Raw genomic sequence first — 21,835 nt, 5'->3', positions numbered from 1 at the left:
GCACCGCCCTCAGGCGACGGCGCCCAGCCGGAGACACTCAGACCACGACTCACCGATGACGTCCCTCAGACCACGGTCCTCAGACCACAGCCCTCAGACCACGGCCCTCAGACCACAGCCCTCAGGCGACGATCGAGATGACGCGGCCGATCGCCTGGCCGGCGGCGACCAGCTTGATGATGTCGTCGAGGAAGGGCGTGAAGTCGGCGTTGACCCTGGCCTCCCAATGCCAGGACCAGCTCCGGTACAGGTCCGCCCAGTACGTCTGCATGAAGGTGTTGATCTCGGACTTGCCCCAGTCGTCGTCCCGCGAGCCGGACTCGAAGGTGCCGTGCACCCGACCCGTGTGCCCGAAGGAGTAGATGTTGCCCACGGCGTCCTTGACCACCCAGACGAACGCGGTGTCGTAGCTGATCGCGCCGGACACGTGGAAGTGCCCGCTGAAGTTGATCGACCCCGTCTGGCTCAGGCCCAGGTTGGCCCACCCGCCCACGGCCACGCCGTCCTTGAAGCCGATGCTGGCGTTCCAGGGGCCGAGCTGCTGGCTGTCCATGGCCGCCGGCAGCCCGATCCCGGACGCGCTCGCCACCCGCCGGCCGAGCCCGCCCTCGGCGGGCGGCTCCGGCATGTGCAGCGAGGCGCCGACGGACGCGCGCACGTGCGGCGCGGTGTCCCATTCGCGGAGGGTGGCGGCGAGCCCGTTCGCCTCTTCGGCGGTGAATTCCGACATTTGTTGTTCCGTCCTTCCGTGTCATTCTCGTTTCCCTGCCTTTCCAAGAATGGGAAATCAGGCGGGCGAGCGACATCCCGAGCTTTCGGGATTGCGCCGCCGGGACGGCACGAGCATTTTCCGTAGGCCGCTGGGTAACGCCGGACGCATGGCATACACACCCGATGAGGACCACCGCCGCCCGGACGGCGCCGACGACCGTGCGGTGCGGGCCGCCGGCATGTTGTCGGAGGCGCTGGAGACGGTCGAGCGCGCACGGGGGCACCTCTACTCCTTCCACCAGCTCACCGGCTCCGCCCACGCCACGGCCGACCAGGCCGTCCGGCTGCTGCGCGAGGCCGGCCACGCCGACCTGGCCCGGCGCCTGGCCGCCGACCTGGTCGGCCGCGACGTGCTGGCCGGGCGCTGGACGTTCCAGATCGTCGAGGAGTACGACGACGGCTACTACGCGACGTTCCGCGAGCTCGAACGCCAGGTACGCGAGCGGCTCATGGGCGGGCGCCGCCACGTGTACGAGGCGGAGCTCAAGCAGCGCTCTCAGGAGGCCGGCGAGGCGTAACCCCGTCGCCCGGACGGGGCGAGTCATCGGCGCGTCATAGCCAGGTCAACCGATCACCGTACGTTGCTCCCGAGGCCGAACGGAGCCCCGAGGGGCTAGCCCCGGTCGGCCCACGCCGGTGCACCTTCCCCCGCTGCCGGTCGGTGAGCTGGTCACCGATCAGGAGCTGCGCGCGTCCCTGCGGCTGACAGGCCAGGCGGACCGGCTGCCCACGGAGCTGTCGTCCGGCCGGCGGCAGCGGGAGGAACTCGACGACCGCTTCGACCGCGTGGTGCACCCGCCCAGGACACCCGCGCGAACCTAACTGAAGGAGGAAAGATGCGACGAGTCATCGCCGCCGTCCTGGCGCTCTTCGTGACGGGCGCCGTCACCACCGGCATCGCGAGCCCGGCCCAGGCCGGCATCGGCGACGGCCGGCTGGGCAGGATCGTCAACCTGCAGTACGGCGAATGCCTGGACCAGGTCGGCGGCCAGGCCACCGACGGCACCCCGATCGGCCACTACCCGTGTGACGGCTCGACCCGGCAGCTGTGGTGGGTCGAGCAGGTCGCCAACGGCAACTACCGGCTGCGCAGCGCGTCCAGCGGGATGTGCGTGGACGTGGACCGCAACGGGACCGCGAGCGGCACCATCATGGTGCAACACCACTGCAACACGCTGAACCAGCAGCGGTTCTTCCTCATCTCCTACAACGGCGGGTACGCCTTCCAGAGCATCTGGGTGCTCAACAGGACGGGGATGAACCGGGTCATCGACACCCCGCCGTTCTCGCAGGACTACCGGGTGCGGCTGTGGTCGTACAACGCGAGCAACGCGCAGCTGTGGACCATCGAGTAACCCTCGTGCTCATCGAGTAATCCTCGTGCTCGCCGCACGCCCCGCCGGTCACCGCATGGTGCGGAGGTGTGCGGCGAGCACACCCGCGTCACCCCTGGCCGGCTCGGTACCCTCACCGAACCGGCCCGCGCTGTCCCCGGCACGCCCGGGGTCTTCGTCGAGCGGCGCCGCGTCGCGCCGAGCGCCTTCAGGGCCGTCATCAGGCACGGCGGTGGCAGGCTGAGCGCCTTCGGGGCCGTCGCCGGGCAGGGTGGTGGCAGGCTGAGCGCCCAGGGGGCCGTTATCAGGCACGGCGGTGGCAGGTTGAGCGCGCTCGGGGGCGTCGGTGAGGAGTGGTGTGATGGCGGCCTGGCATCGGGTGCGCAGCCCGGCCGCCCGGCGGCGCGCCGCCTCCGACTGCTCCGTCAGGCCGGCGGCTTCGTAGGCGCGGGCCGCGCAGGTGGCGGTCTCGGTGGCGAGCAGGTGATGGCCGGTGCGGGCCAGGGCGTCGGTGGCTTCCGAGAGCGCGTCTCCGTCGGCGTTCGCCAGCCCACGTGCGGCGGTCGCCAGCGCCCGGGCCAGCGGAGTGTCCAGCCGGACGTCCAGTGGGGCGTCCAGTGGGGCGTCCAGCGGGCCGCTATGCCGGTCCGCGCCGCCCGGCTCGCCGGTCTCCCCCAGCCCGCCCGGCCGGTTCTGCCGGCCCGGCTCACTCTGCCCACCGCGCCCGTCGGCAACGCCGTACCCGTCCAGGGCGGCCGGGCCGGTGAGGCGTAGGACGTCGTGGCGGGCCGTTGCCTCGACGCTGCGGAGGCCGAGGGCGTGGGCCAGGTCGGCGGCGTAGCGGGCGGTGCTGACGGCCTCCGCGTGGTGGCCCTCGGCGGACGAGGTCCAGGCGTCGGCGAGGGCGGCCCACGGTGCGAAGAGCCGATTGGAGCCGTTGCCGCTCCGGTCGGCGCGCTCCAGCCAGGCGCGTGCCTCGCCCGCCGCCCCTTCCAGCGCGCAGGCCGTGGCCAGCCCGGCCGTGAACAGGTGGGTGAGCCGGAGGGTGTCGCGGCCGTCGAGCGCGGTCATCGCCTCCCGCAGTGAGCGGCCGGCCTCGGCCGTGCGGCCCTGCGCGCACTCCACCAGGCCGCGGAAGCCGACGTGGCCGGCCGACATCATGGGGCTCTGCCCCTCCAGCACCTGCCGGTATCCCTCGTCGGCGACCCGCCAGGCCGCGTCCAGCTCGCCCAGGGCCAGGTACGCCAGCGACCGCGCGATCCCGAGCTGCACCAGCCCCCAGGGCAGCTCGGCCTGGTTCGCCTCGGCCAGGGCCAGTCCGTGCCGGTGGAAGCGGTCGGCGTCGGCGGCGCGCCCGAGGAACCCGGCCGCCGCGGTCGCCGCCGCGCAGGCCCAGATGGCGGGCTGGTCACCGGCGGCGGAGCCCGGGGCGGTCAGCCGTTCTGCGAGCTCCACCGTGGCCGCGCAGCGCCCGTCTAACAGCAGGATCCACGAGCGGATCCCCTCGGCCAGTCCCTCCCCTGGCCGGCCGCGCAACAGGTCGAGCGTGCGCTCGGCGGCCACCGCGTCGCCTTCGCCCCAGTATCGGGTCTCCGCCCGGACCAGGGCCCAGGCCAGCAGCTCGTCGTCGTCCCGCGGGGGCCGCTCGGGCAGTACGGCCACCGCCTCGGCGCTGCGTCCCCGGTATTCGAGCACCTCGGCCAGCAGCGCGTCCGCCTCCACCGACGGGGCCGCCTGCCTCGCGGCGCGGGCGAGCCGTTCGGCGAGGGCCAGGTCGGCCCGGTTGACGGCCTGGCGGGCGCCGATCCGCACCACCTCGGGACGTACGACGGCCCCGCCCTCGACCTGCCAGAGCGCGGCCCGCAGCAGGTCGTCGCGGCGGCGCAGCGGCGTGTCGAGCAGCGCGCCGGCCAGGCGCCACCACAGCCGCCTGGCGTGGGCGGGAGACATCCGGGCGCGCAGCACCTCGGCGTAGAGGGGGTGTGCGAGACGTACGTGAACGCGGTCGCCGGCGCGCTCGGACACGGCCAGCCCGTGTGCCTCGGCCTCGTCCACCGACGCCTGGTCCACGAGCCGCGCCAGCAGCGCGTAGGGCAGCGGCTCGCCGCAGGCCAGCAGCTCCAGCAGCTCGGGGGTGCGCGGGCCGAGCGGGCGCAGGCGGTCGGCGAGCATCTGCTGGATCGCGCCTTGAGGACGGTAGTCGCCCGCCAGGTGCCACACGCCGTGCCTGCGGCGCAGGGTGCGGCCGGTGATCGCCGTCGTCAGCAGCTCACGCAGCGCGAGCGGGTTGCCCAGGGCCAGCTCGCGCAGGCGGCGCCGGGTGACGCCGTCGACGGCGCCGTCGAGTACGTGGTCGAGCAGCCGGTCCACGGCCGGTTGCGGCAGGCTCGCGAGGTCGAGCCAGGGCACCTGGCCGTCCTTCCACAACCTCATGATCGTCTCCGGTACGGGTTCGCCGGCGCGCAGGGTCGCCACCACGAACGCCAGCCGCTGGGCCACGAGGTGATCGAGCACGGCGGCCGAGCCGGTGTCGAGCAGGTGCGCGTCGTCCACGCCGATGACCACCCGGCGCGCCCCGCCGCGCTCGCGCAGCCGCGCGGCGGCGGCCTCCAGCATCGGCAGTCCGTGGCCGGCCTCCCGCCCGTTCGTCCCGCCGCTCGGGGACAGCAGGCCGGCCACCGCTCCGAAGGGGATCGACGCGAGCGCTCCGGTGGCCGCCACCCACTCGGTACGGTGCCCGCGCGAACGCGCGAGCGCCAGGATCTCCTGGGCCAGCCGGGTCTTGCCGATGCCCGCCTCCCCCGCGATCACCACGCCCCTGGCCTCGTCCCGTCCCAGACACGACCCGATCGTTTCGAGTTCGTCCTCTCTGCCCAGGAACGGCCAGCTCCGCACGACGACCGCGACCGCCGCCGCAGCAGCCGCAGTCGTCTCTTGACCCACCGTCTCCTCGCGCGCCTCGCCGTCCCGACCGTCGTCCGCGACAGCTCCGAACGTTGCCCGCGTCCACGCTCCAGCCCCGGCCGCCCCGGCGGTCTCCCGTGCTTCCTCTCCGACCCCGACCGCCTCGGCCGCGACTGCCCCGGCCCGGCCATCGCCCGCGATCGGCGCGGGCGCGTCATTCACCAAGATCGCCTGCTGCAGTTCCCGCAGTCGCGGCCCGGGCTCCAGCCCCAGCTCGGCGCCCAGCAGCCGGCGCGCCCGCTGGTAGGCGTCCAGCGCCTCGGCCCGCCGCCCGCTCCGGGCCAGCGCCGTCATGAGCAGGGCCCATCGCCGTTCGCGCAGCGGCTGCTCGCGTACCTGCCGGTCCAGCTCTTCGACGAGGTCGGCGTGCAGTCCCAGCCGCAGCCGTGCGTCCGCGTGGTCCTCGACGGCCCCGAGCCGCAGCTGCTCCAGCTCGGCGGTCCGCGTCTCCACCCATCGGGTGGACGGAACGTCGGCGAGCACGGGTTCGGGGGTGCGCCACAGCGCCAGCGCCCGCCCGAGCGCCGCCGCGGCGGTCTCCAGGCGGCCCGCCTTCAGCTCCCGGCGGCCGGCCGCCACTCCGCCCTCGAACAGCACCGCGTCGATGTCACCGTCGGCGAGCAGCTCGTACCCGCGCCGCCGCCCGGCCAGCACGTCACGGCCCACGAGCCGGCGCAGGCGGCTGACGTACGCGGCGATCGTGTTGGCGGCGGTCCGGGGCGGCCGTTCGCCCCAGACCGCGTCCACCAGTTGGTCGGTACTGACCACCCGCCCGGCCTCGACCAGCAGCACGGCCAGCACCACCCGCTGCTGCTCGGCGGCCACGCCGACCCAGCCGCCACCGGTGTGAACGCGTAACGGCCCCAGCATCCGAAACCGCATCCCATGCCTCCCCCTGCACCAAAGCGCCGCGAAACTCTTCGTCACGCACCGCCGCCCGGATCACCGGCATGCGGAAGCTCCCGCTCCGGGCAGGGGCCGGAACGGGAGCTTCCTGAGTCTGGCCCCCGCCGGATCACCCGGCGGGGGCGGCGGTCACGGGGTCGCCGGCGGGCGGAAGATCTGCCAGAGGCGCCAGATGATCGTCGGTGCCTTCGAGCGCGGCGTGTCCGACGAGTACGGCTTCGACGCCGGGCCCCATCCGGTGCCCTGGTCGGCCATCTCGTCGGCCATGCTCCTGGCCGTCCCCTGGTGGGATCCCGTGGGACGTACCCTGCCCAACTGCTCGTCGATCGAGCGTTTCTGCGCCTCGGACAGCCCGCGCGACTGGCCGGTGCTCTGCTGGGCCGGCGGGTTGCGCCGGGCCTTGGCCGGGGTGTTGCGCTGGACCGCCCTGCGGCTGCTCGGGCGGACGGCGGGCCGCTGCCGGATCCTGACCTTGGGCCTGCTCGCCCGTCTGGTCACGGCCCGGCGGGCGGCGGCCGCTCGCCGCTTGGCCGCTGCGGCTCTGCGTGCCGCCGCTGCCGCCCTGCGCTTGGCCGCGGCGGCACGTGCCCGCTGCCTGGCCAGTGCGGCCTTCTTTCTGGCCTGCGCGGCGGCCCGCTTCTTGGCGGCTTCGGCGGCTCGCTTCCTGGCCGCGGCGGCGGCCTTCTTCTTGGCCTCCGCGGCGGCCCTGCGCCTGGCCGCTTCCAGGGCGCGCTTCCTGGCCAGCGCGGCGGCCCTGCGCCTGGCCGCGGCCAGCGCCGCCCGCCGGGCCGCCGCGGCGGCGGCCCTCCTGGCGGCGGCCTGAGCCAGCTTCCTGGCGATGGCCCTGGCCGCGATCCGCGCCGCGATGCCGACCACGAACCAGACGATCTGACCGTCGGGGTCGGTCATGGTGACGGGGCTGTTGTTGGCGTAGGCGTAGCCGTTGAGCTGCTGCGGATCGTTCTCGTCGATGATCGGGTCCACCGACACGAAGCGGCCGTTCTTGGGGTCGTACTCGCGGGCGCCCAGGTGGACGAGGCCGGTGGTCGCGTCCTTGGTGCCGCCGACGAACCCGCGTTGCCCCGGCCACCAGGGTGGCGCGGTGCCGCGATCTTCGCCGAACGGGGTCTGCCTGCGGATGGCGATGTCTCCCGTGCCGGCGTTCACCATGGCCTGCGCGGTGCCCTGGTGGTCGTTGGCCATGAAGTAGACCTGGTCGTCCGGCGTGCGGACCGCGATGGCCTCGCCGCCGATGGTGTAGTAGCGGGTCTGCTCGACGGCGTCCTTGGCGTAGTCGAGGCGCAGTTCCATGTCGTCGATGTAGAGGGTGGCGTCGGCCGGCGTCTTGCGGAGCAGGCGGTCGCCGTCGGCGTCGTAGACGAACGAGGTCGTCTTGCCGGCCTCGGTCACCGACTCCAGGTTGCCCTCGGCGTCCCACACGAGGCTCTGGTCGGAGGTGCCGACCTTGCGCCTGGTGGTGTTGCCGGCCGCGTCGTAGGCGAACACGTCCGCCCCGACGGCCTGCAGCGCGTGCGGCTGCTTGCCGCCCGCCGCGGGATAGGTGTAGTTACGCACCTGCTCGGCCGTGCCGCCCCAGGCGTGCCTGGTCTCCTTGGTGCGGTTGCCGGTGGCGTCGTAGGCGTAGCTGACCGCGTACGGGGCCACGCCGCCGATCGTGCCGGACTGGGGCGATCCACTGGCGCAGTCGTCGGTGGCCGTCCACGCCGAGGTCAGGCGGCGCAGGTGGTCGTACTTCAAGCACTGCGTGTCCTGGGCGGCCCTGTCGGCGATCTTGGTGATGTTGCCGGCCGCGTCGTAGCCGTAGCTGAGGTCCAGGTCGCTGGCGGACGCGCCGGCCCGGTCCAGCCGCATGCCGGTCAGGTAGCGGGTGCTCTCGTCGTGGGTGTAGGTCATCCAGGTCTTCTTGGCGCCCTCACCCAGCTCGTACTGGAGGATCTCTCCCATCTTGGAGTAGCGGGTCGCGCTCACGTACGCCGACAGGCCGGTGACCTTGACCGGCTGGCTGAGCCCGTCGTAGCTGTAGACGACCTGCTCCTCGGCCAGGCCGCCGCCCGCCGGGAAGCTGACCGACTGCACCTGGTCGTCGAGCGTGTAGCGGGTGTTGAGCTGGTAGGTACCGGCCAGCTTGCCCTCGCGCGCCGGGATGGTGACGGTCTGGCGCAGGGCGCGGTAGTCGGCGTCGATGGTGTTGATCTCCGCCGTGTACGCCTGCCCGCCGACATAGCGGATGCTGGCGTGCAGTTCACCCTTGGCCAGCGCGTCGTACTTCCACTCGGCCAGCAGGGTGCCGCTCGCCGAGCCCTCCCGCAGCTGGGTCTTGCGGCCCAGGGCGTCGTAGCCGTACCAGAGCGTCTTGCCGCGCGAGTCGGTGGTGGAGACGATCTCGTCGGCGTCGTTGTACGTCGTGGTGGTGACGCCCTTGTCCGGGTCCTCGGTCCTGATCTCCCTGCCGCGCAGGTCGTAGTGGTGCTTCCAGACGTTGCCCGCCGGGTCGGTCACCGTGGCCAGGCGGCCGGCCTGGTCGTAGGTGTACTTGGTGGCCTCGTACTCGCCGGTCGGGGTGGCGCCCTTGTACTGGCGCAGCTCGATCAGCCGGTCCTCGGCGTCACCGATCCGGGTGGTCGCGGTGCCTCCAGGGGGCGGGGTGACGTGCAGCCGGTCGCCCTCCTCCTTGGCCGAGACCCGGTACTTCTCCGCGCCCTTGGCCTTGAAGACCTCGGCGTTGACCTCGCCGGTGCCGTCGAACAGCGACACGATCTGGTTGGGGACGGCCGAGTCGGCCACCGCCAGCAGTTCGGTGGCGGGCGCGCCGGTGGCGAAGTAGCCGGTGTTGGACTTGTACTCCTCTCCCTGGGAGTTGTGGAAGGTGTCGGTGATCGTGCGGCCGTCACGCAGGGCGGGGTCCTGCGTCTGGTCGTCCGTGGGCGCCGGCTCCTGGGTCTGGCGCTCGCGCATCAGGCCGTCGTAGAGCTCGTAGCTGGTGGTGTAGCCGCCGTCGGCGCGCAGCGTCTTGGTGGTGACGTAGCTGGGGCCGTCGGTCCGCGTCGTGTAGGAGTACTCGGTGCTGGGCGACTGGCCCGCCGCCTTGTTCCGGTCCGGCTGCCAGACCTTGATCAGGCGGCCGAGCGCGTCGTACTCCATGTCGACCCGGCGGTTGTTCTCGTCGATCTCGGCGACGGGCTCGCCCCAGGCCGGTTCGAGCAGGGTGCGCTCGGTGTGGCCGAGGTCGTTCGTCTCCGTGGTCTCCGTCGGCGGGGCGCCGGTGGCCGGGCTGTAGCTGGTCACGGACTTGGTGCCCACGGGATCGGTCTCGCTGATCTCGCGGCCGTAGGCGTCGAAGGTGCGGACGGTGCCGTTGATCGTCTGCCCGTCGGCCGAGACGAGCTCCTGGACGGAGGTGACGTCGCCCTTGGTCGGCGGCTGGCCGTTCGCCTGGCCGTCGTACTGGACCTTCTCGTCCGAGAGCACCTCGCCCGCGGCCAGGGTGGACATCGGGGTGCCGCAGCTCGCGGCGACCTTCTGCACCCGGCTGGGGTAGTCGATCATCCAGCTCGTGTCGTTGCGGGCGTAGGTGTAGCGGACGCACTGGTCGTCGGCGGTGGTGGCCAGGTCGCCCTTCTCCTCGACGGTGGCGAGCAGGCCCTTGGCGTCGTACGAGCGCTCCTCGCCGGTACGCCGCCATGTGCCGCCCGTCATCGCGGTGCGGGTGACCATGGACTTCGGCTGGACCACGTGCGCGGCCTTGGTGATGCCGCCCTGCGTGGACTCGGCCGTCTTGACCGACCACGGCTCCTCGGCGGTCGCGGTCACGATGGCGCCGCCATCGCCGTCGTACATGATCTCCTCGCGCTCGAAGCCGGCGAGCTGGTCGAGGTCGTCGAGCTTGCCGCCCTCGGAGTCGACCACCTGCACGTTGCGCTTGGAGCCGTCGGCCTGCTTGTCGCCGTGCATGCCGCGGAAGTAGCGGTACTCCGTCAGCGTGCGCTTGGTGTCCTGGCCGTCGCCCTCGCGGATGCGGACCCGGCCGAAGCCGCGGTAGTCGGCCCACGTGCGGTGCTCGGGCTTGACCAGGTTGGTGTCGGCGTAGTGCCAGCCGGCGCCGTCCAGGTACTCGTAGTCGGTGACCACGCTCGGCGAGCCGGCCACGCGGTCCACCTCGACGGTCTGGGTGACCAGGTACTTGTGGAACCAGTCGGTGACCTCGGCCTCGTTCGGCGGGGCCCAGCGCTGCGGGAAGCAGCGCCTGGTGTTCTTGTCCGCCGCGGGCACGTCGCCCGGCTTGCAGTCGGCGGCCGAGTAGTTGATCCGCAGCTCACCGCCGGACTCGTTGTCGATCGCCTGGACCCGCCACTTGACCAGCGGGGCGCGGCCCTCGTCGGAGTCCACCCGGTTGGGCAGCTGCACGCCGATGAACTTCACCGGGGGCAGCGAGAGCGTGCCGCCCACGTGACCGGTCTGCTGCACCGAGGCCAGCCACAGCGCCGGGCTCATGCCGTCGCCGGAGGCGGGGAACTGGTGCGCCAGTGCCCAGGAGTCCACCGGGTAGTACTGGCCGGCCGCGTTGCGGACCTGGGTGGTGACCTTGGTCAGGCGCTTGCGGGTGAAGAACGTCGGCGCCAGCCGGTCGGTGCACTTCACGCCCGAGTCGCAGATCTGGTCGAAGGGCACGTCCGGCCAGTGGCCGGCGGTGTCCTTCTTGAGCTGCTCGGGAGCACACGTGATCGTGCCGCTGGGCAGGCAGCGCTCGGCGACGTCGAACACCACGCGGGCGGCCGGCGCCTTGGTGAACAGCTCACCCTTCAGGTAGCCGTAGTCGATGCGGGTCAGGTAGGCGGCGCGGTCGTACACGGTGCCCTGTTCGGGCTTCATGTGCCGGCCGTAGTAGTTCTTCTCCTGGGCGTACCAGTACGTGGTGGCGTTGCCGTGCGTGTCCACCTCGTGGTCGAGGTTCCACCGGTAACCCTGCTGGCACCAGGCGTTGGCCGGGGTGCTGCTGTAGCACGGCTCACCGCTGTTGTTGCCGAACACCGGCACCGTCTGCACCGACTTCGTCTCGGCCTTGCCGCTGGCCCAGCCGGGCAGGCGGTTCTGGCCGAAGGTGTACTGGGTGCCGTCGTCGGTGGTGACGCGCCAGTACTCGCCGTTGTTGTCGCCGTTCGTGGCGCCGGTCAGCAGCTCGATCCTGGTGCCGTCGTCGCGCTTGGGCCGCCACTGCTTGGTGGTGGCGTCCTTGACCAGCTCGACCGAGGAGTCGCCCAGTGACATGGTGGCGTTGTCCTGGTCCCAGCACAGGTCGCCGGTCTTCTTGCCGTCGATCATGCAGGACTTGTAGCGGCGTTCGATGTAGCCGCTGGGGTTGAGCTCGAAGCCCTCGCCCGCCCAGGACGCCTGGTTGTTGGTGGAGGCGGTACGGCCGTCCACGCTTTGCGAGGAGTAGCCGAGCGACAGGCTCGGCTCCTCGCCGCCCAGGGACGGGGGCGTGCGCATCTCGTAGCCCCAGGTGAAGTCACCCGACTGGGTGCCGACGCTCCAGTCGGACGAGGCCGACAGGGAGGTGGCGGCGTGGTCGCCGGACGGTCCCGAGGCCGCCGCGGTCAGCGCGTACAGGCCGCCGGTCTCGACCTCGGCGCTCACCGTGCCGGTCTTGGCGTTGTTCTCGCTCTTCACCGGCTCCGGTGCGGCGCAGCCGGCCGCGCCGGTGAGTGCGCACTCCTCCAGCTTGACCAGCCGGAGCCGGGAGCCGTAGTCACCGCCGTAGGCGTGGCGGAAGCCGGAGTAGTCCACCTCCACCTGCGTCTTGACGGGCGCCTTGACGGGTTCGGCCGCTGCCGTGGCCGCCACGCCCTGTCCCGGGGTGATCCGCATGGCCAGGCCGAGCAGGTCGGTGTCGAGCAGTTCGACGCCGATGGGGGTCGCGGCCTGGGCGGTCTTGGCGTTGCTTTGCGCCAGCTTGACCGGGAAGCCGGCCGCCAGGGTGGAGGCGGAGCCGCCGCCCAGCTCCGCCTTCTGCGGTCGCGGCCAGCGGACTTCCGGTGGCGCCTTCCATGCCTGCTGGGCGGCGGGATCGGCCATCGGCGGCTGGACGGGGACCTTCCCGCCGGTCACCGGGGCCTCTTTCTGCGTGGCCGGGGCCGAGCGCGGCGCCGCGTAGGCGGGCATGGCGTAGGCCATCTCCACCATCAGGACGACCGCGAGGACGGGAGCGAGTCTGCGGGGCCAGCGCGATTCCGGCTTGGCCTCGTCCGTCGCGAAACGATTCCACGACGCGTCCGGATGGTCTGGCTCTCGGGGGGATTGGCGGAGGCCGTTCCATCGGGAGTCCGGCAGCTCTAATTCACTCGGCTGATCCATCAAGCTCCTCCAGGGGGTGTGCGAGGCGGCCGGCCGAGCGGGCTGTGCGGTGCTCAGCCGGTCATCGAAGGCGCGCGAACCCGGTGGGTCACGCTGGATGAGGAGACGATCTCAACGGTGCGGCCGGCCCTTTCCGCCGGCGTGACGGACTCGACGGCCGGCGGACGAGCCGCCGGACGGGCGTCCTGAGCTGGGGATATGCCCGGGAAACGGACACCCGGGCATGATCAGCGATGTTCGCTCGGTGATCGCATCATCGCCGCGGGCACCCGCCGGTCCTGACTTTTGCTCTTTCTGCTCAAAAAATTTTCAGTGGAAGGACATCTCTGTAAATTTTCGCCTTACCGGGCGGTCAGCCCGTCGTCGACTGGCGTTCGATCAGCTCGGCGGGCAGGCGGGTGCTGGTGCGAGGGCGGTCCGGCTCGGCGATCCGGCGCAGCAGCAGATCGACCGCGGCCGTGCCCGCCTCGTCGGCCGGTAGCCTGATCGTGGTCAGGGACGGCTGGAGGTAGGCCGCGAACGGGTGGTCGCCATAGCCGAGCACGCGTACGTCGCCGGGGACGGTCAGGCCGCGCTCCCTGATGGCCCGGTAGGCGCCGAGCGCGAAGTAGTCGTTCGCGGTGATCAGCAGGTCGGGATGGTTGCCCCTGGTGATCAGGTTCGACGCCAGCGCGTACGCGTCGTCGGGCCGCCACGGCTGGGTGGCGCCGCTCGTGCGGTGGGTGGGCACCTTGAGCACGAGCGCCTGCTCACTGGCGACGCCCAGCCGGTCGAGGGCGCGACGGAAGCCCGCGATCCTGGCGGCGACCGTACTGATGCGCAGGTCCTCCTCCAGCAGCCAGATCCGCCGGACGCCGGGACCGGCCGACCGGACCACCGCGTCGGCGATGGCCGACTCCGCGTCGATGCCGACGAAGTCCAGGCCGCGGCCGGGGATGTCGCGGCTGAGCTGCACGACCGGGATGTTCGCCTCGCTCAGCCCGTCCCACACGTCGCCCCTGAGCTCGGTGGCGACGCCCAGCACGCCGTCCACGCCGAAGCGCAGGAGCTGCTGGACCGCGCGTTCCTCGTTCTCGGCCGAGTCCTCGGTCACGAGGAGCAGCACGGAGTAGCCGGCCGCGCGGCACTCCCGTTCGACGGCCGAGATCAGCGCGGCGTAGAAGGGGTTGGACGGGTTGGTGATGACCAGGCCGACGACCATGGTCCTGCCGGACACCAGCGAGCGGGCGTGGCTGTTGGGGACGTAGCCGAGCCGCTTGGCCTCGGCGCTCACCAGAGCTCTGGTAGCCTCGCTGACCTGGTCTTTCCCGGCCAGCGCGCGCGACACGGTGTTCGCCGACAGGCCCAGCCGGTCGGCCACATCGCGTAGCGTCACCCGTTGCGAACGTGCCATCCCCGTCATCCTCCGGCTCAGCTCTTGCCCCACTACGTAGATCCGCAGTCTGGCAGCAGGAGCGCCGGCACCGGAAACCCTGCGTGGACTGCTCTCATTAACGTTCATGCTAGCGGCGGGATCGGCGAACCCCTTGACCTCTTGAACTGGACACTCGTAGTGTAACGCCCACATTAACGTTAATGGTCCGATGGGTAAGGACACCATCAGCAGGGAGCAACCGATGAAGCTGCGGCTCAGCCGGGCCACGATCGCCTCCACCGTGGGCACCGCGCTCGAGTGGTACGACTTCTCGCTGTACGGCACCGCCGCCGCCTTGGTCCTGCCCCTCGTGTTCTTCCCGTCAGGTGACCCGGTGGCGGCGACCCTGTCCTCGCTCGCCACGTTCGCCGTCGGGTTCTTCGCCCGGCCGGTCGGCGGCATCGTCATCGGCGTGCTCGGCGACCGCGTCGGCCGCAGGACGATGTTGTTCGTCACCCTGCTCCTCATGGCGGCGGCGTCCACGCTGATCGGCCTGCTGCCCTCCTACGCCGCCATCGGCCCGGCCGCGCCGATCATGCTCGTGGCGCTGCGCGTGGTGCAGGGGCTCGGCGCGGGCGGCGAGTACGCGGGCGCCATGCTGATGTCGGCCGAGCACGCCGAGACCAGGGCGCGCGGGCTGAACGCCAGCGCGCCGACCCTCGGCAACGCGGTCGGCTCGCTGGTCGCGACGGGCGTCTTCTTCCTCGTCTCCGCGCTCATGTCGCACGAGTCCTTCATCGCGTACGGCTGGCGCATCCCGTTCCTGCTCAGCGTCCTGGTCGGCGTGGGCGGCGTGATCGTGCGGCTGAAGGTCTCCGACACCCCCGAGTTCCGCGAGGCGAAGGAGAGCGGCGGGCACGCGCAGGCTCCGCTGCGGGCGCTGTTCGCCACCTCAGGCCGCAAGATCGTGCCGGGCATGCTCATCAGCGTCGCGCCGAACGTGATCAGCTACCTGCCGTCCGTCTACGCCCTGACGTATTTGACCACGCACGTGCACGCCCCGTCGTGGGTCGGCCTGACCGCCGTGGTGATCGCCAACCTGGTCAAGCTGGTCACCGTGCCGATCGCGGGCCTGCTGTGCGACCGGTACGGGCGCCGCCCGGTGATGGTGGCCGGCTCGGTCGCGGCGGCGGTGCTGTTCTACCCCTTCTTCTTCATGCTCGACACCGGCACGCCCGTAGTGATCTGGGCCGCCTTCGTGATGATCTTCACGCTCTGCAACGACCTGACGCTCGCCTCGCAGGCCACGATGATGTCGGAGCTGTTCGACGTACGGCACCGCTACACCGGCGTCACCTTCACCCGGGAGATCACCGGCGCCGTCGTCGGCGGCTGCATCCCCTTCGTGGCGGCCTGGCTGGACGACTGGTCGGGCGGGCGGCTCTGGCCGATCGTGGTGGTGTCGGGGCTGCTGTGCCTGCTGTCGGCGTTCGGCACGCGCTTCATCGCCGAGCCCGCCCACCTGCGCCGCTCGGCGTCGGCGTCGACGTCGGGGCCGGCGCCGAGCGGGAGCCCGGCCGCCTAACGCTCCGCCGCAGTCCCGTCGCCATCTTGTGCAGGGCGGGGGCTGATCGGGCTGATCCCCTGGACCGCCAGAGCGAGCAGCCGGTGCGCCTCGGCGACCGGGTCGGGGTGGCGTTCCGTGGCCAGCGTGATGCCCGTGACCAGGGCGACGAGGTCGGCGACCGTCACGTCCTGCCCCACCGCGCCGGCCTTCGCGGCGTTGCGCACCAGCGGCTCGACCGCCCCGCCGATCTGGACCGCGCAGGCGTTCGCGTGATCGGCCTCGGCCTGGCCGTCCGGGACCAGCACGTCGGCCATTCCCCGCGCGGAGGCGGCGTACGTGGTGAGCGCGCCCAGCCACTCCAGCAGCGCGGCCCGCGCGTCGGCCGCCTCCGCCAGCTCCTCGGCGCGGGCGCACAGCGCCTCGACCCGCTCGTGGAACACCGCCTGCAACATCGCCCGCCGGCCGGGGAAGTGCCGCCGCACGGTGGCCGAGCCGACTCCCGCGACGCGGGCGATCTGCTCCAGGGAGGCTTCCGCGCCGTGCGCGGCCACCTCGGCCTCGGCCACGGCGAGGATGCGCGCGTAGTTGCGCTGGGCGTCCGCACGCCTGACGGTCATGGCGTCATCTCCGAACTTGCTAAGTGGCGGGGTCCTCCGTATCGTACCAATACGTAAGCGGCGGGCCCCGCCGTTTCGTATCGACTGAGGAGAATCATGTCCGCACACTCCGCACCCGTCCTGGTCGTCGGCGCCACCGGCCTGCAAGGCGGCGCCACCGCCCGGGCCCTTCTCGCGGCCGGCGTCCCCGTACGGGCGCTGGTTCGCGACCCGGCCGCCGACCGGGCGAAGGCCGTCGAGGCGCTCGGCGCCGAGCTGGTGACCGGCGACCTCGACGACCGCGACTCGCTCAAGACGGCGGCGGACGGGGCCCGCGCCGTCTTCTCCGTCCAGATGCCCGACATGAACGGACGCGCCTTCGAGGGCGAGGTGGAGCAGGCCGCCAACCTGATCGAGGCGGCGCGGGCGGCCGGCGTGCCGCACTTCGTGCACACCTCCGTCTCCGGAGCCGGGTCGCACACCAAGTGGGTCAAGGACGAGTGGGCCTTCATGGAGCCCTACTACACCGCGAAGACCGGCATCCAGGACCGAGTGCGCGAGGCGGGCTTCGAGCGCTGGACCATCCTCAAGCCGAGTTTCTTCATGGAGAACATCCGTCCCTCCGTGCGGATCCTGTTCCCCCGAGGGGTCGAGAACGGGCTGGTGACCCTGCTGAAGCCCACCACCGAGCTGCGGCTCGTCGCCGTGCACGACATCGGCGTGGCGGCGGCCACGGCCATCACCTCACCCGAGCGGTTCGACCGGGTCGAGCTGGAGCTGGCCGGCGACATCCAGTCGATGACGGCCATCGCCGAGATCCTCTCCCGCCATCTGGGCGTCGAGCTGACCGCGCCCGACATGACCCCGGCGGAGGCGGTCGCGGCAGGGATGCCCGACATGGGCTTCGGGCAGTCGCGCGTCAACGAGCACCCTCAGCCCGCCCGCCCGGAGTTCGCACGGGCCCTCGGCCTGCCTCTCACGACGTTCGAGGAGTGGGCCCGGCAGAATCTGCGGCCCGGCTCCTGACCGGCTCCTGCTGCTTCCGAACGTCCGCGAAGAACTCGGCGACCAGGTCGGCGGTGCTGACGTCCTGGTTGGTCCTGCCGATCACAGCGGGCGCCTCGGCGGGGCCGGGGATGGTGTGGCCGCCGCCGTGCACCGTGTAGAGCACCACCGGCGGCCGGCCCTCCTGCCGGTAGTCGGTGCGCTCGACCGTCGTCCGGCCAGGCGATCCGGGCCGGTGCGGCAGCGTCGTGCTGACGGGCTCGGCGGTGATGCCGTTGCGGGTGGCGAAGTAGGCCGCGGTCCGCGGCATCGACAGGCTCTGCCCGCCGACCTTGAACGCCGTCCGCACCCACCAGCTCGGCTCGCCGCCCTCGTACCGGATGATCGGGTCCTTCGTGCCGTGGACCAGCAGCACCGGCATCGGCGCGGGTGGCGCCGAGGCGAACAGGAAGTTCTCCGGCGCGGGCATGGTCGCGGCGATCACCGCCGCCCCCGCGATCAGCTCCGGCGCCTCGTGGGCCAGGCGCATCACCATCTGCCCGCCGTTGGAGTAGCCCACCGCGAAGATCCGGCCCGGGTCGATCCGGTGACTGACGGTCAGTTTCTCGATCAGCGCCCGGGTGAACGCGACGTCGTCGACGTTCTCCAGCCTGGCCGGGAACGAGCTGTCGCGGCGAGCGTCGTTCCAGTTGCCCCGGTGGCCGTCGGGGTAGACCACCACCGCCGTGCCGCGCTCCGCCGGCGCGTCGAAGGCGCCGCCGGTGAACGTCCTGTGTTTCGCCCCCGTCTGCCGGGAGCCGTGGAAGATCAGGAAGAGGGCGCGGGCGTCCGCACCATCCTCTGGGCCGTCCTTCGGGCCGACCACGATGTACGTGCGCGTTCTGCCGCCCGCCTCGATGCTGTGCTGGGTCATGTGATCCTGCCCTTCGTGTCGTGCGGCCGGTCAGCCGAAGAAGCCGAGCCGGATGATCGAACCGGCCGCCAGCGAGAACCGGATGGCTTATCCGTTTCACCGTAACACAAACGGATGAGCCATCCGGTTATGCTGGTGACCATGACCGCCGCCCCGCTGCGCAAGGACGCCGCCCGCAACTGGCACCGCATCGTCGAGGTGGGCCGCCGACTCGTGGACGAGGGGACGCCGATCCAGCTCAACGACGTCGCGCGGGCCGCCTCGGTCGGGGTGGCCACGGTCTACCGCCACTTCCCCACCCCGGAGGCGCTGGTCGAGACCGTCGCCACCCCCGGGTTCGAGGCGCTGCTCGCGCAGGCCGAGCGGGCGCTGGCCTGCGACGATCCCTACGCGGGGCTGCGCGACTTCCTGTACGCCTCCGTCGACGCGCTGCTCGCCGACGCCTCGCTCTCCCCCGTTTTCGCCGCGCCCGTGAACGTCCTGCCGCACACCGCCGAACTCAAGCAGCGGCTCGCCGATCTGTCCGGGCGGATCCTGGAGCGGGCGCACGCGGCGGGCGCCGTCGATCCCGAGGTGACGCAGGATCACGTGGTGCCGCTGATGTGCGGGGTGGTGTATGCGGCGTCCATGCATCCCGCCACGGGCGCCGACGATCGGGCGGCGGCGGGGCGCCGCTTCCTCACCGTCATGCTGGAAGGGCTCCGCGTCCGCGCGAACTGACCGCCGCCGCCCCCTCTGCTCGGCTTCCGCCGCCCTCCTGCTCGGCTTCGCCGGACGTCCCGCGACCACCTGCGGCCCGGCTTCCGTCCGAGCCCCGCGACCGCCGCCGGGGCCGGCGATCATTTGGCTCACGACTGTCTTGACACGTGATCAAGCAGGCTTGCATACTCCCTTCCAGGTTCTTCGAAAAACCTTTTCCTTTCTCTTCCCGCCCGTCGGGCCCTACTTTTTCCCGGGTTTTTCCGGCTCGGTCTCCCGCATTCAGGCGCAGCATTCTCGGACACGCAGGGAGTGACCTTTCGACATGCCTTCGAAAGTGTTGGGACGTACCGCACGACGGGGGCTCGCGATCGCCGCCGTCCTGGGGTTGATACTGACGACGGGCGCCAATCCGGCGTTCGCCCACTGGAACGGCACCGGCCAGGACATCGCCAGCATTCACATGCTCCCGTACAGCTACAACAGCACGTGGCAGACGCCGATGAACAAGGCGCTAGCCAATTGGAACGCCACGTCTAGCCCGGCCAACTTCTACAAGAACTCGAATTCGGGTTCCACCATCACGGTGAAGTCGTACAGCAACACCTGGTACGGGACCTACCAGCGGTGCGGCGGGATGTGCATGTACATCAAGCTGAATTCGCGCACCATCAACCGGGACGCCTCGAACTTCGCCAACTTCGTCACCAGCACGCTCGTCCACGAGTTCGGGCACGCGCTGAACCTCGCGCACAACTCGAGCACGTCGATCATGAACACGAGCCGTAACCGCAACACGATGACGAAACCCCAGGCGCACGATGTCAGCGACGTCAACGCCTACTACTAAAGGAGGCCGCCAAGTGCTACGGCGTCTCGGCGCGCTCGTCCTGACCGCGCTCTTCGTGACCGCGTGCTCGTCCCACGACGAAACCGTTCTCTACCGTGCCGACTATCCCCAGTACGAGAGCGCCGACGCACTCTTCGACCGGGCGAGCCTGGTCGTCGAGGCCCGGATCGTCGGCGAGCCGCGCTACCTGCAGGAAGTGACGGAGCCCGACCCCACGACGACGGATCCGCAGCTCAACCCCGAGGCCGGCGCCCCCGCCGAGGCGGCCGGCGACCAGCCGGAGCCGCCGCCGATGGTCATCACCGTCTCCACCGCGCAGGTGGTGAAGGTCTTCAAGGGCGAGGCCAAGGTGGGGCAGACCATCGAGGTCAAGGAGCTCGGCGGGGTCTTCGACGGCGTGACCTACGAGGAGGAGCACACCAGCGAGCTGAAGCAGGACAGCGGCTACGTCCTGTTCCTGGAGACCTTCCCCGACTCTCCGGCGGCGCTGCTCAATCCCGTCCAGGCCAAATATCCGCTGGACGCCTCGAACAATCCGGCGCCGCTGCCGGAGAACACCATCAAGGTGACGCGGACCGAGCTGGAGACGATGTCCTGACCGGTTTCACCTGTGCCGGGGCCCGTCATTCGTACGGGCCCCGGCATCATTCATGCCATCGGGAGCCCGACCGCGTTGGGTGCGTCGGCCTCGAAGTATTCCGTCGTGGCGAAAGGGCCGGCATGGTCCTCGAAGAAACTTCGGACGGCGTCGATCGAGTCGTGCACGATGACGTTGACCGCCCTGGTGCCGTCGGTGCTCGCCACGGCCATCGTCCATCGCGCGCCCTGGGGCAGCCGGCCGTACGCCATTTTGATCGATTCCCAGAAACCGTCGCCGTCGGAAATGCTGGAGACAGCCATGATGTGCACGGTGGCGCCTTTCTCGTCGATTCTCGGATGAACGCGGCAGTTGAGGTGGAGGTAACGGGCGGCGCCGTTCTCGACGTCGTAGATGGCGAGCGTCTGCGGGTCTTCGAGAGGGTCGTCGGAGCACATGAGGAAATGGGTGTCGCTGATGGGGTGCAGTTCATGGTCGAGCTGTTCCGGTTTGCCGAGGAGTTGCGCCTCCATGGGGTTCAGAGTGTGTTTCAGATGGAGTTTTCCGGCTTCCGCCGTCACGTCGTAGCGGGTGCCGGGGCGTTCGTAGGAGCCCTCGTACCTGGACAGGTCGAGCACGAGGGCCGGGTCCGGCTCCGGCAGGGCGGGGATGGTGGGCGCGCCGAGGGCGGACAGGATCTCGTTGAAGACCATCCGGTAGAAGCCGTCGTGCGGCCCGGCGTTCGCCAGCATCGAGATGGCGATGCCCGGCTCCGGCAGGATGCGCAGCCGGGCGCTCTGGCTGATCGCGCTGCCGTCGTGGGCGTAGACGGTCTGGCCGTGCCAGTCGCACACGATGAGGCCGAGCGCCCATTCCGGCCCGAACGTGTACGGGTCGGGTACGGGAACCCGTGACGTCGTCATCTCGCGGATGGCGTCCGGCGAGACGATGGCGGTCCCGTCCGGCGCCCGGCCCTCGTTGAGGAAGACGTACGCCAGCGTGAGCAGTTCCCCGGCCGTGGTGCTGACGTTGCCGCCGGGGCCGAAGGCGCGCGGCAGGTGCGTCAGCGGTGAGCTCACGGGCCCCTCTTCGAGGGATCTGATCAGGTAGCCGGTCGCGGCACGGTCCGGGTCCACGCGCTCGGGCCGGGTGTTCGTCGAGGTCAGCCCCAGGGGGACGAACAGGCGGTCGCGCATGATGTCGTCCCACCGCTTGCCGTCGCTCACCTCCATGATGCGGGCGAGAATCGCGTAGCCCAGGGCCGGGCTGTAGCCGTGCGTGTACCCCACGGGGTGGACCTGCCGTGCGTCGGCGATGTTCGCCACCATGCGCTCGTACACGTCGTCGTCCTCGCCCGGATCTGCGTAGCTCTCCTCGATGCCGCTGGTGTGGTTGAGGAGGTGGCGGGGTGTGACCCGGGCCCCGGCCTCGGGGTCGGCGACGCGGAAGCCGGGAAGGTAGGTCCGCACCGGCTCGTCGAGGGCGACCTTTCCCTCGTCGACGAGCTGCATGAAGGCGAGGGCGGTCCAGGTCTTCGACACGGAGCCGCACTGGTAGACGGTGCCGGTCGTCGCGGGCTCCCGCGTGGAGACGTTTTTGACGCCGGCCGCGAACTCGGCGCTCTTGCCGCCGGCGAGGACACCGATCGTGGCGCTCGGGATGCGGTGTTCGGCGAGCAGGTCCGAGAGGCGGGCTCGCATCAGGGGGACGTCCAGCGGTTGGGTCATCGGGGGTTCCTTGTCCTCCACGAATGTTTCCGAGGCAGTAAAGGCTACGTAGCGTTTTATCTCTAGTCAACAAGTCAGCATTCATACAATGCTCTTACCTGGCATTTCTCACAGAATCGTTGCAACAACATTGTCGGGAAATGCAATTCACACCGACCGATCGTTGCAATGTACTGTGGGTGAACGCACCCGTGAACCCG

General features: G+C 71.1%; 15 protein-coding genes. 8 read left to right on the top strand and 7 right to left on the bottom strand.

All coding sequences use genetic code 11. From position 1 onward, the window contains the following. Positions 1-121: 121 nt before the first annotated feature. Positions 122-730 (bottom strand): hypothetical protein, encoded by a 609-nt coding sequence (locus AB0C28_RS40815; RefSeq protein ID WP_357849766.1) that lies wholly within the window; start codon positions 728-730, stop codon positions 122-124. 148 nt (positions 731-878) lie between these two features. On the opposite strand from AB0C28_RS40815, the gene AB0C28_RS40810 reads away from it, so the two are divergent. The 3 genes from AB0C28_RS40810 (at position 879) to AB0C28_RS40800 (ending at position 2,126) form a co-directional block, all read left to right on the top strand. Next, entirely contained in the window at positions 879-1,289 is a 411-nt protein-coding gene (locus AB0C28_RS40810; RefSeq protein ID WP_357849769.1) for a hypothetical protein, read from the top strand. 118 nt (positions 1,290-1,407) lie between these two features. Beyond that, a complete protein-coding gene (locus AB0C28_RS40805; protein WP_358080706.1) occupies positions 1,408-1,593 on the top strand; it encodes a hypothetical protein in 186 nt (61 codons plus the stop codon). Between the two features lie 14 nt (positions 1,594-1,607). Then, positions 1,608-2,126, top strand: coding sequence for an RICIN domain-containing protein (locus tag AB0C28_RS40800; protein ID WP_358080704.1), 519 nt, complete (start codon positions 1,608-1,610; stop codon positions 2,124-2,126). Positions 2,127-2,174: 48 nt separating this feature from the next. Here the strand turns inward: AB0C28_RS40800 and AB0C28_RS40795 are convergent, their stop codons facing one another. The 3 genes from AB0C28_RS40795 to AB0C28_RS40785 all read right to left on the bottom strand — a co-directional run bounded on the left by AB0C28_RS40795 (position 2,175) and on the right by AB0C28_RS40785 (position 13,740). Next, positions 2,175-5,951: a BTAD domain-containing putative transcriptional regulator gene (locus tag AB0C28_RS40795; RefSeq protein WP_358080702.1), complete on the bottom strand. Its 3,777-nt coding sequence runs from the start codon at positions 5,949-5,951 to the stop codon at positions 2,175-2,177. Positions 5,952-6,104: 153 nt separating this feature from the next. Continuing rightward, positions 6,105-12,176: an RHS repeat-associated core domain-containing protein gene (locus tag AB0C28_RS40790; RefSeq protein WP_358080701.1), complete on the bottom strand. Its 6,072-nt coding sequence runs from the start codon at positions 12,174-12,176 to the stop codon at positions 6,105-6,107. A 523-nt stretch (positions 12,177-12,699) separates the two neighbouring features. Continuing rightward, the gene (locus AB0C28_RS40785) at positions 12,700-13,740 is read right to left on the bottom strand and encodes a LacI family DNA-binding transcriptional regulator (RefSeq protein WP_358080699.1); all 1,041 of its coding nucleotides are present in this window, start codon (positions 13,738-13,740) and stop codon (positions 12,700-12,702) included. A 223-nt stretch (positions 13,741-13,963) separates the two neighbouring features. Here AB0C28_RS40785 and AB0C28_RS40780 point away from each other — a divergent pair, with 223 nt between their 5' ends. Then, the gene (locus AB0C28_RS40780) at positions 13,964-15,286 is read left to right on the top strand and encodes an MFS transporter (RefSeq protein ID WP_357849787.1); all 1,323 of its coding nucleotides are present in this window, start codon (positions 13,964-13,966) and stop codon (positions 15,284-15,286) included. Here AB0C28_RS40780 and AB0C28_RS40775 read toward each other — a convergent pair. Further along, positions 15,283-15,885, bottom strand: coding sequence for a TetR/AcrR family transcriptional regulator (locus AB0C28_RS40775; RefSeq protein ID WP_358080697.1), 603 nt, complete (start codon positions 15,883-15,885; stop codon positions 15,283-15,285). The two genes, AB0C28_RS40780 and AB0C28_RS40775, sit on opposite strands and share 4 nt — an antisense overlap. Before the next feature lie 96 nt (positions 15,886-15,981). Here AB0C28_RS40775 and AB0C28_RS40770 point away from each other — a divergent pair, with 96 nt between their 5' ends. After that, the gene (locus AB0C28_RS40770) at positions 15,982-16,890 is read left to right on the top strand and encodes an NmrA/HSCARG family protein (protein WP_357849793.1); all 909 of its coding nucleotides are present in this window, start codon (positions 15,982-15,984) and stop codon (positions 16,888-16,890) included. Here AB0C28_RS40770 and AB0C28_RS40765 read toward each other — a convergent pair. Then, on the bottom strand, positions 16,841-17,782 hold the full coding sequence (locus tag AB0C28_RS40765) for a PHB depolymerase family esterase (RefSeq protein WP_358080695.1): 942 nt from the start codon (positions 17,780-17,782) through the stop codon (positions 16,841-16,843). The two genes, AB0C28_RS40770 and AB0C28_RS40765, sit on opposite strands and share 50 nt — an antisense overlap. Before the next feature lie 114 nt (positions 17,783-17,896). Between AB0C28_RS40765 and AB0C28_RS40760 the strand changes: the two genes are divergently transcribed. From AB0C28_RS40760 to AB0C28_RS40750, 3 genes are all read left to right on the top strand, one after another. Further along, a complete protein-coding gene (locus AB0C28_RS40760) occupies positions 17,897-18,502 on the top strand; it encodes a TetR/AcrR family transcriptional regulator (RefSeq protein ID WP_358080693.1) in 606 nt (201 codons plus the stop codon). Between the two features lie 304 nt (positions 18,503-18,806). Further along, positions 18,807-19,331 carry a hypothetical protein gene (locus AB0C28_RS40755; RefSeq protein ID WP_357849802.1) on the top strand — a complete coding sequence of 175 codons (525 nt, stop codon included), beginning with the start codon at positions 18,807-18,809 and terminating at the stop codon, positions 19,329-19,331. A gap of 13 nt (positions 19,332-19,344) precedes the next feature. Further along, on the top strand, positions 19,345-19,929 hold the full coding sequence (locus AB0C28_RS40750) for a hypothetical protein (RefSeq protein ID WP_357849805.1): 585 nt from the start codon (positions 19,345-19,347) through the stop codon (positions 19,927-19,929). Between the two features lie 50 nt (positions 19,930-19,979). Here AB0C28_RS40750 and AB0C28_RS40745 read toward each other — a convergent pair whose 3' ends face one another. Beyond that, a complete protein-coding gene (locus tag AB0C28_RS40745) occupies positions 19,980-21,635 on the bottom strand; it encodes a serine hydrolase (protein WP_358080691.1) in 1,656 nt (551 codons plus the stop codon). Positions 21,636-21,835: the final 200 nt, after the last annotated feature.

This window comes from Nonomuraea sp. NPDC048892, from assembly GCF_040649735.1.
Taxonomy (GTDB): domain Bacteria; phylum Actinomycetota; class Actinomycetes; order Streptosporangiales; family Streptosporangiaceae; genus Nonomuraea; species Nonomuraea maheshkhaliensis.
This window is presented reverse-complemented; position numbering and strand designations above follow the sequence as displayed.

Coding starts and splice junctions, on each gene's coding strand:
- AB0C28_RS40815 (WP_357849766.1), bottom strand. CDS start 730: ATGTCGGAATTCACCGCCGAAGAGGCGAACGGGCTCGCCGCCACCCTC.
- AB0C28_RS40810 (WP_357849769.1), top strand. CDS start 879: ATGGCATACACACCCGATGAGGACCACCGCCGCCCGGACGGCGCCGAC.
- AB0C28_RS40800 (WP_358080704.1), top strand. CDS start 1,608: ATGCGACGAGTCATCGCCGCCGTCCTGGCGCTCTTCGTGACGGGCGCC.
- AB0C28_RS40795 (WP_358080702.1), bottom strand. CDS start 5,951: ATGCGGTTTCGGATGCTGGGGCCGTTACGCGTTCACACCGGTGGCGGC.
- AB0C28_RS40790 (WP_358080701.1), bottom strand. CDS start 12,176: ATGGTGGAGATGGCCTACGCCATGCCCGCCTACGCGGCGCCGCGCTCG.
- AB0C28_RS40785 (WP_358080699.1), bottom strand. CDS start 13,740: ATGGCACGTTCGCAACGGGTGACGCTACGCGATGTGGCCGACCGGCTG.
- AB0C28_RS40780 (WP_357849787.1), top strand. CDS start 13,964: ATGAAGCTGCGGCTCAGCCGGGCCACGATCGCCTCCACCGTGGGCACC.
- AB0C28_RS40775 (WP_358080697.1), bottom strand. CDS start 15,885: ATGACCGTCAGGCGTGCGGACGCCCAGCGCAACTACGCGCGCATCCTC.
- AB0C28_RS40770 (WP_357849793.1), top strand. CDS start 15,982: ATGTCCGCACACTCCGCACCCGTCCTGGTCGTCGGCGCCACCGGCCTG.
- AB0C28_RS40765 (WP_358080695.1), bottom strand. CDS start 17,782: ATGACCCAGCACAGCATCGAGGCGGGCGGCAGAACGCGCACGTACATC.
- AB0C28_RS40760 (WP_358080693.1), top strand. CDS start 17,897: ATGAGCCATCCGGTTATGCTGGTGACCATGACCGCCGCCCCGCTGCGC.
- AB0C28_RS40755 (WP_357849802.1), top strand. CDS start 18,807: ATGCCTTCGAAAGTGTTGGGACGTACCGCACGACGGGGGCTCGCGATC.
- AB0C28_RS40745 (WP_358080691.1), bottom strand. CDS start 21,635: ATGACCCAACCGCTGGACGTCCCCCTGATGCGAGCCCGCCTCTCGGAC.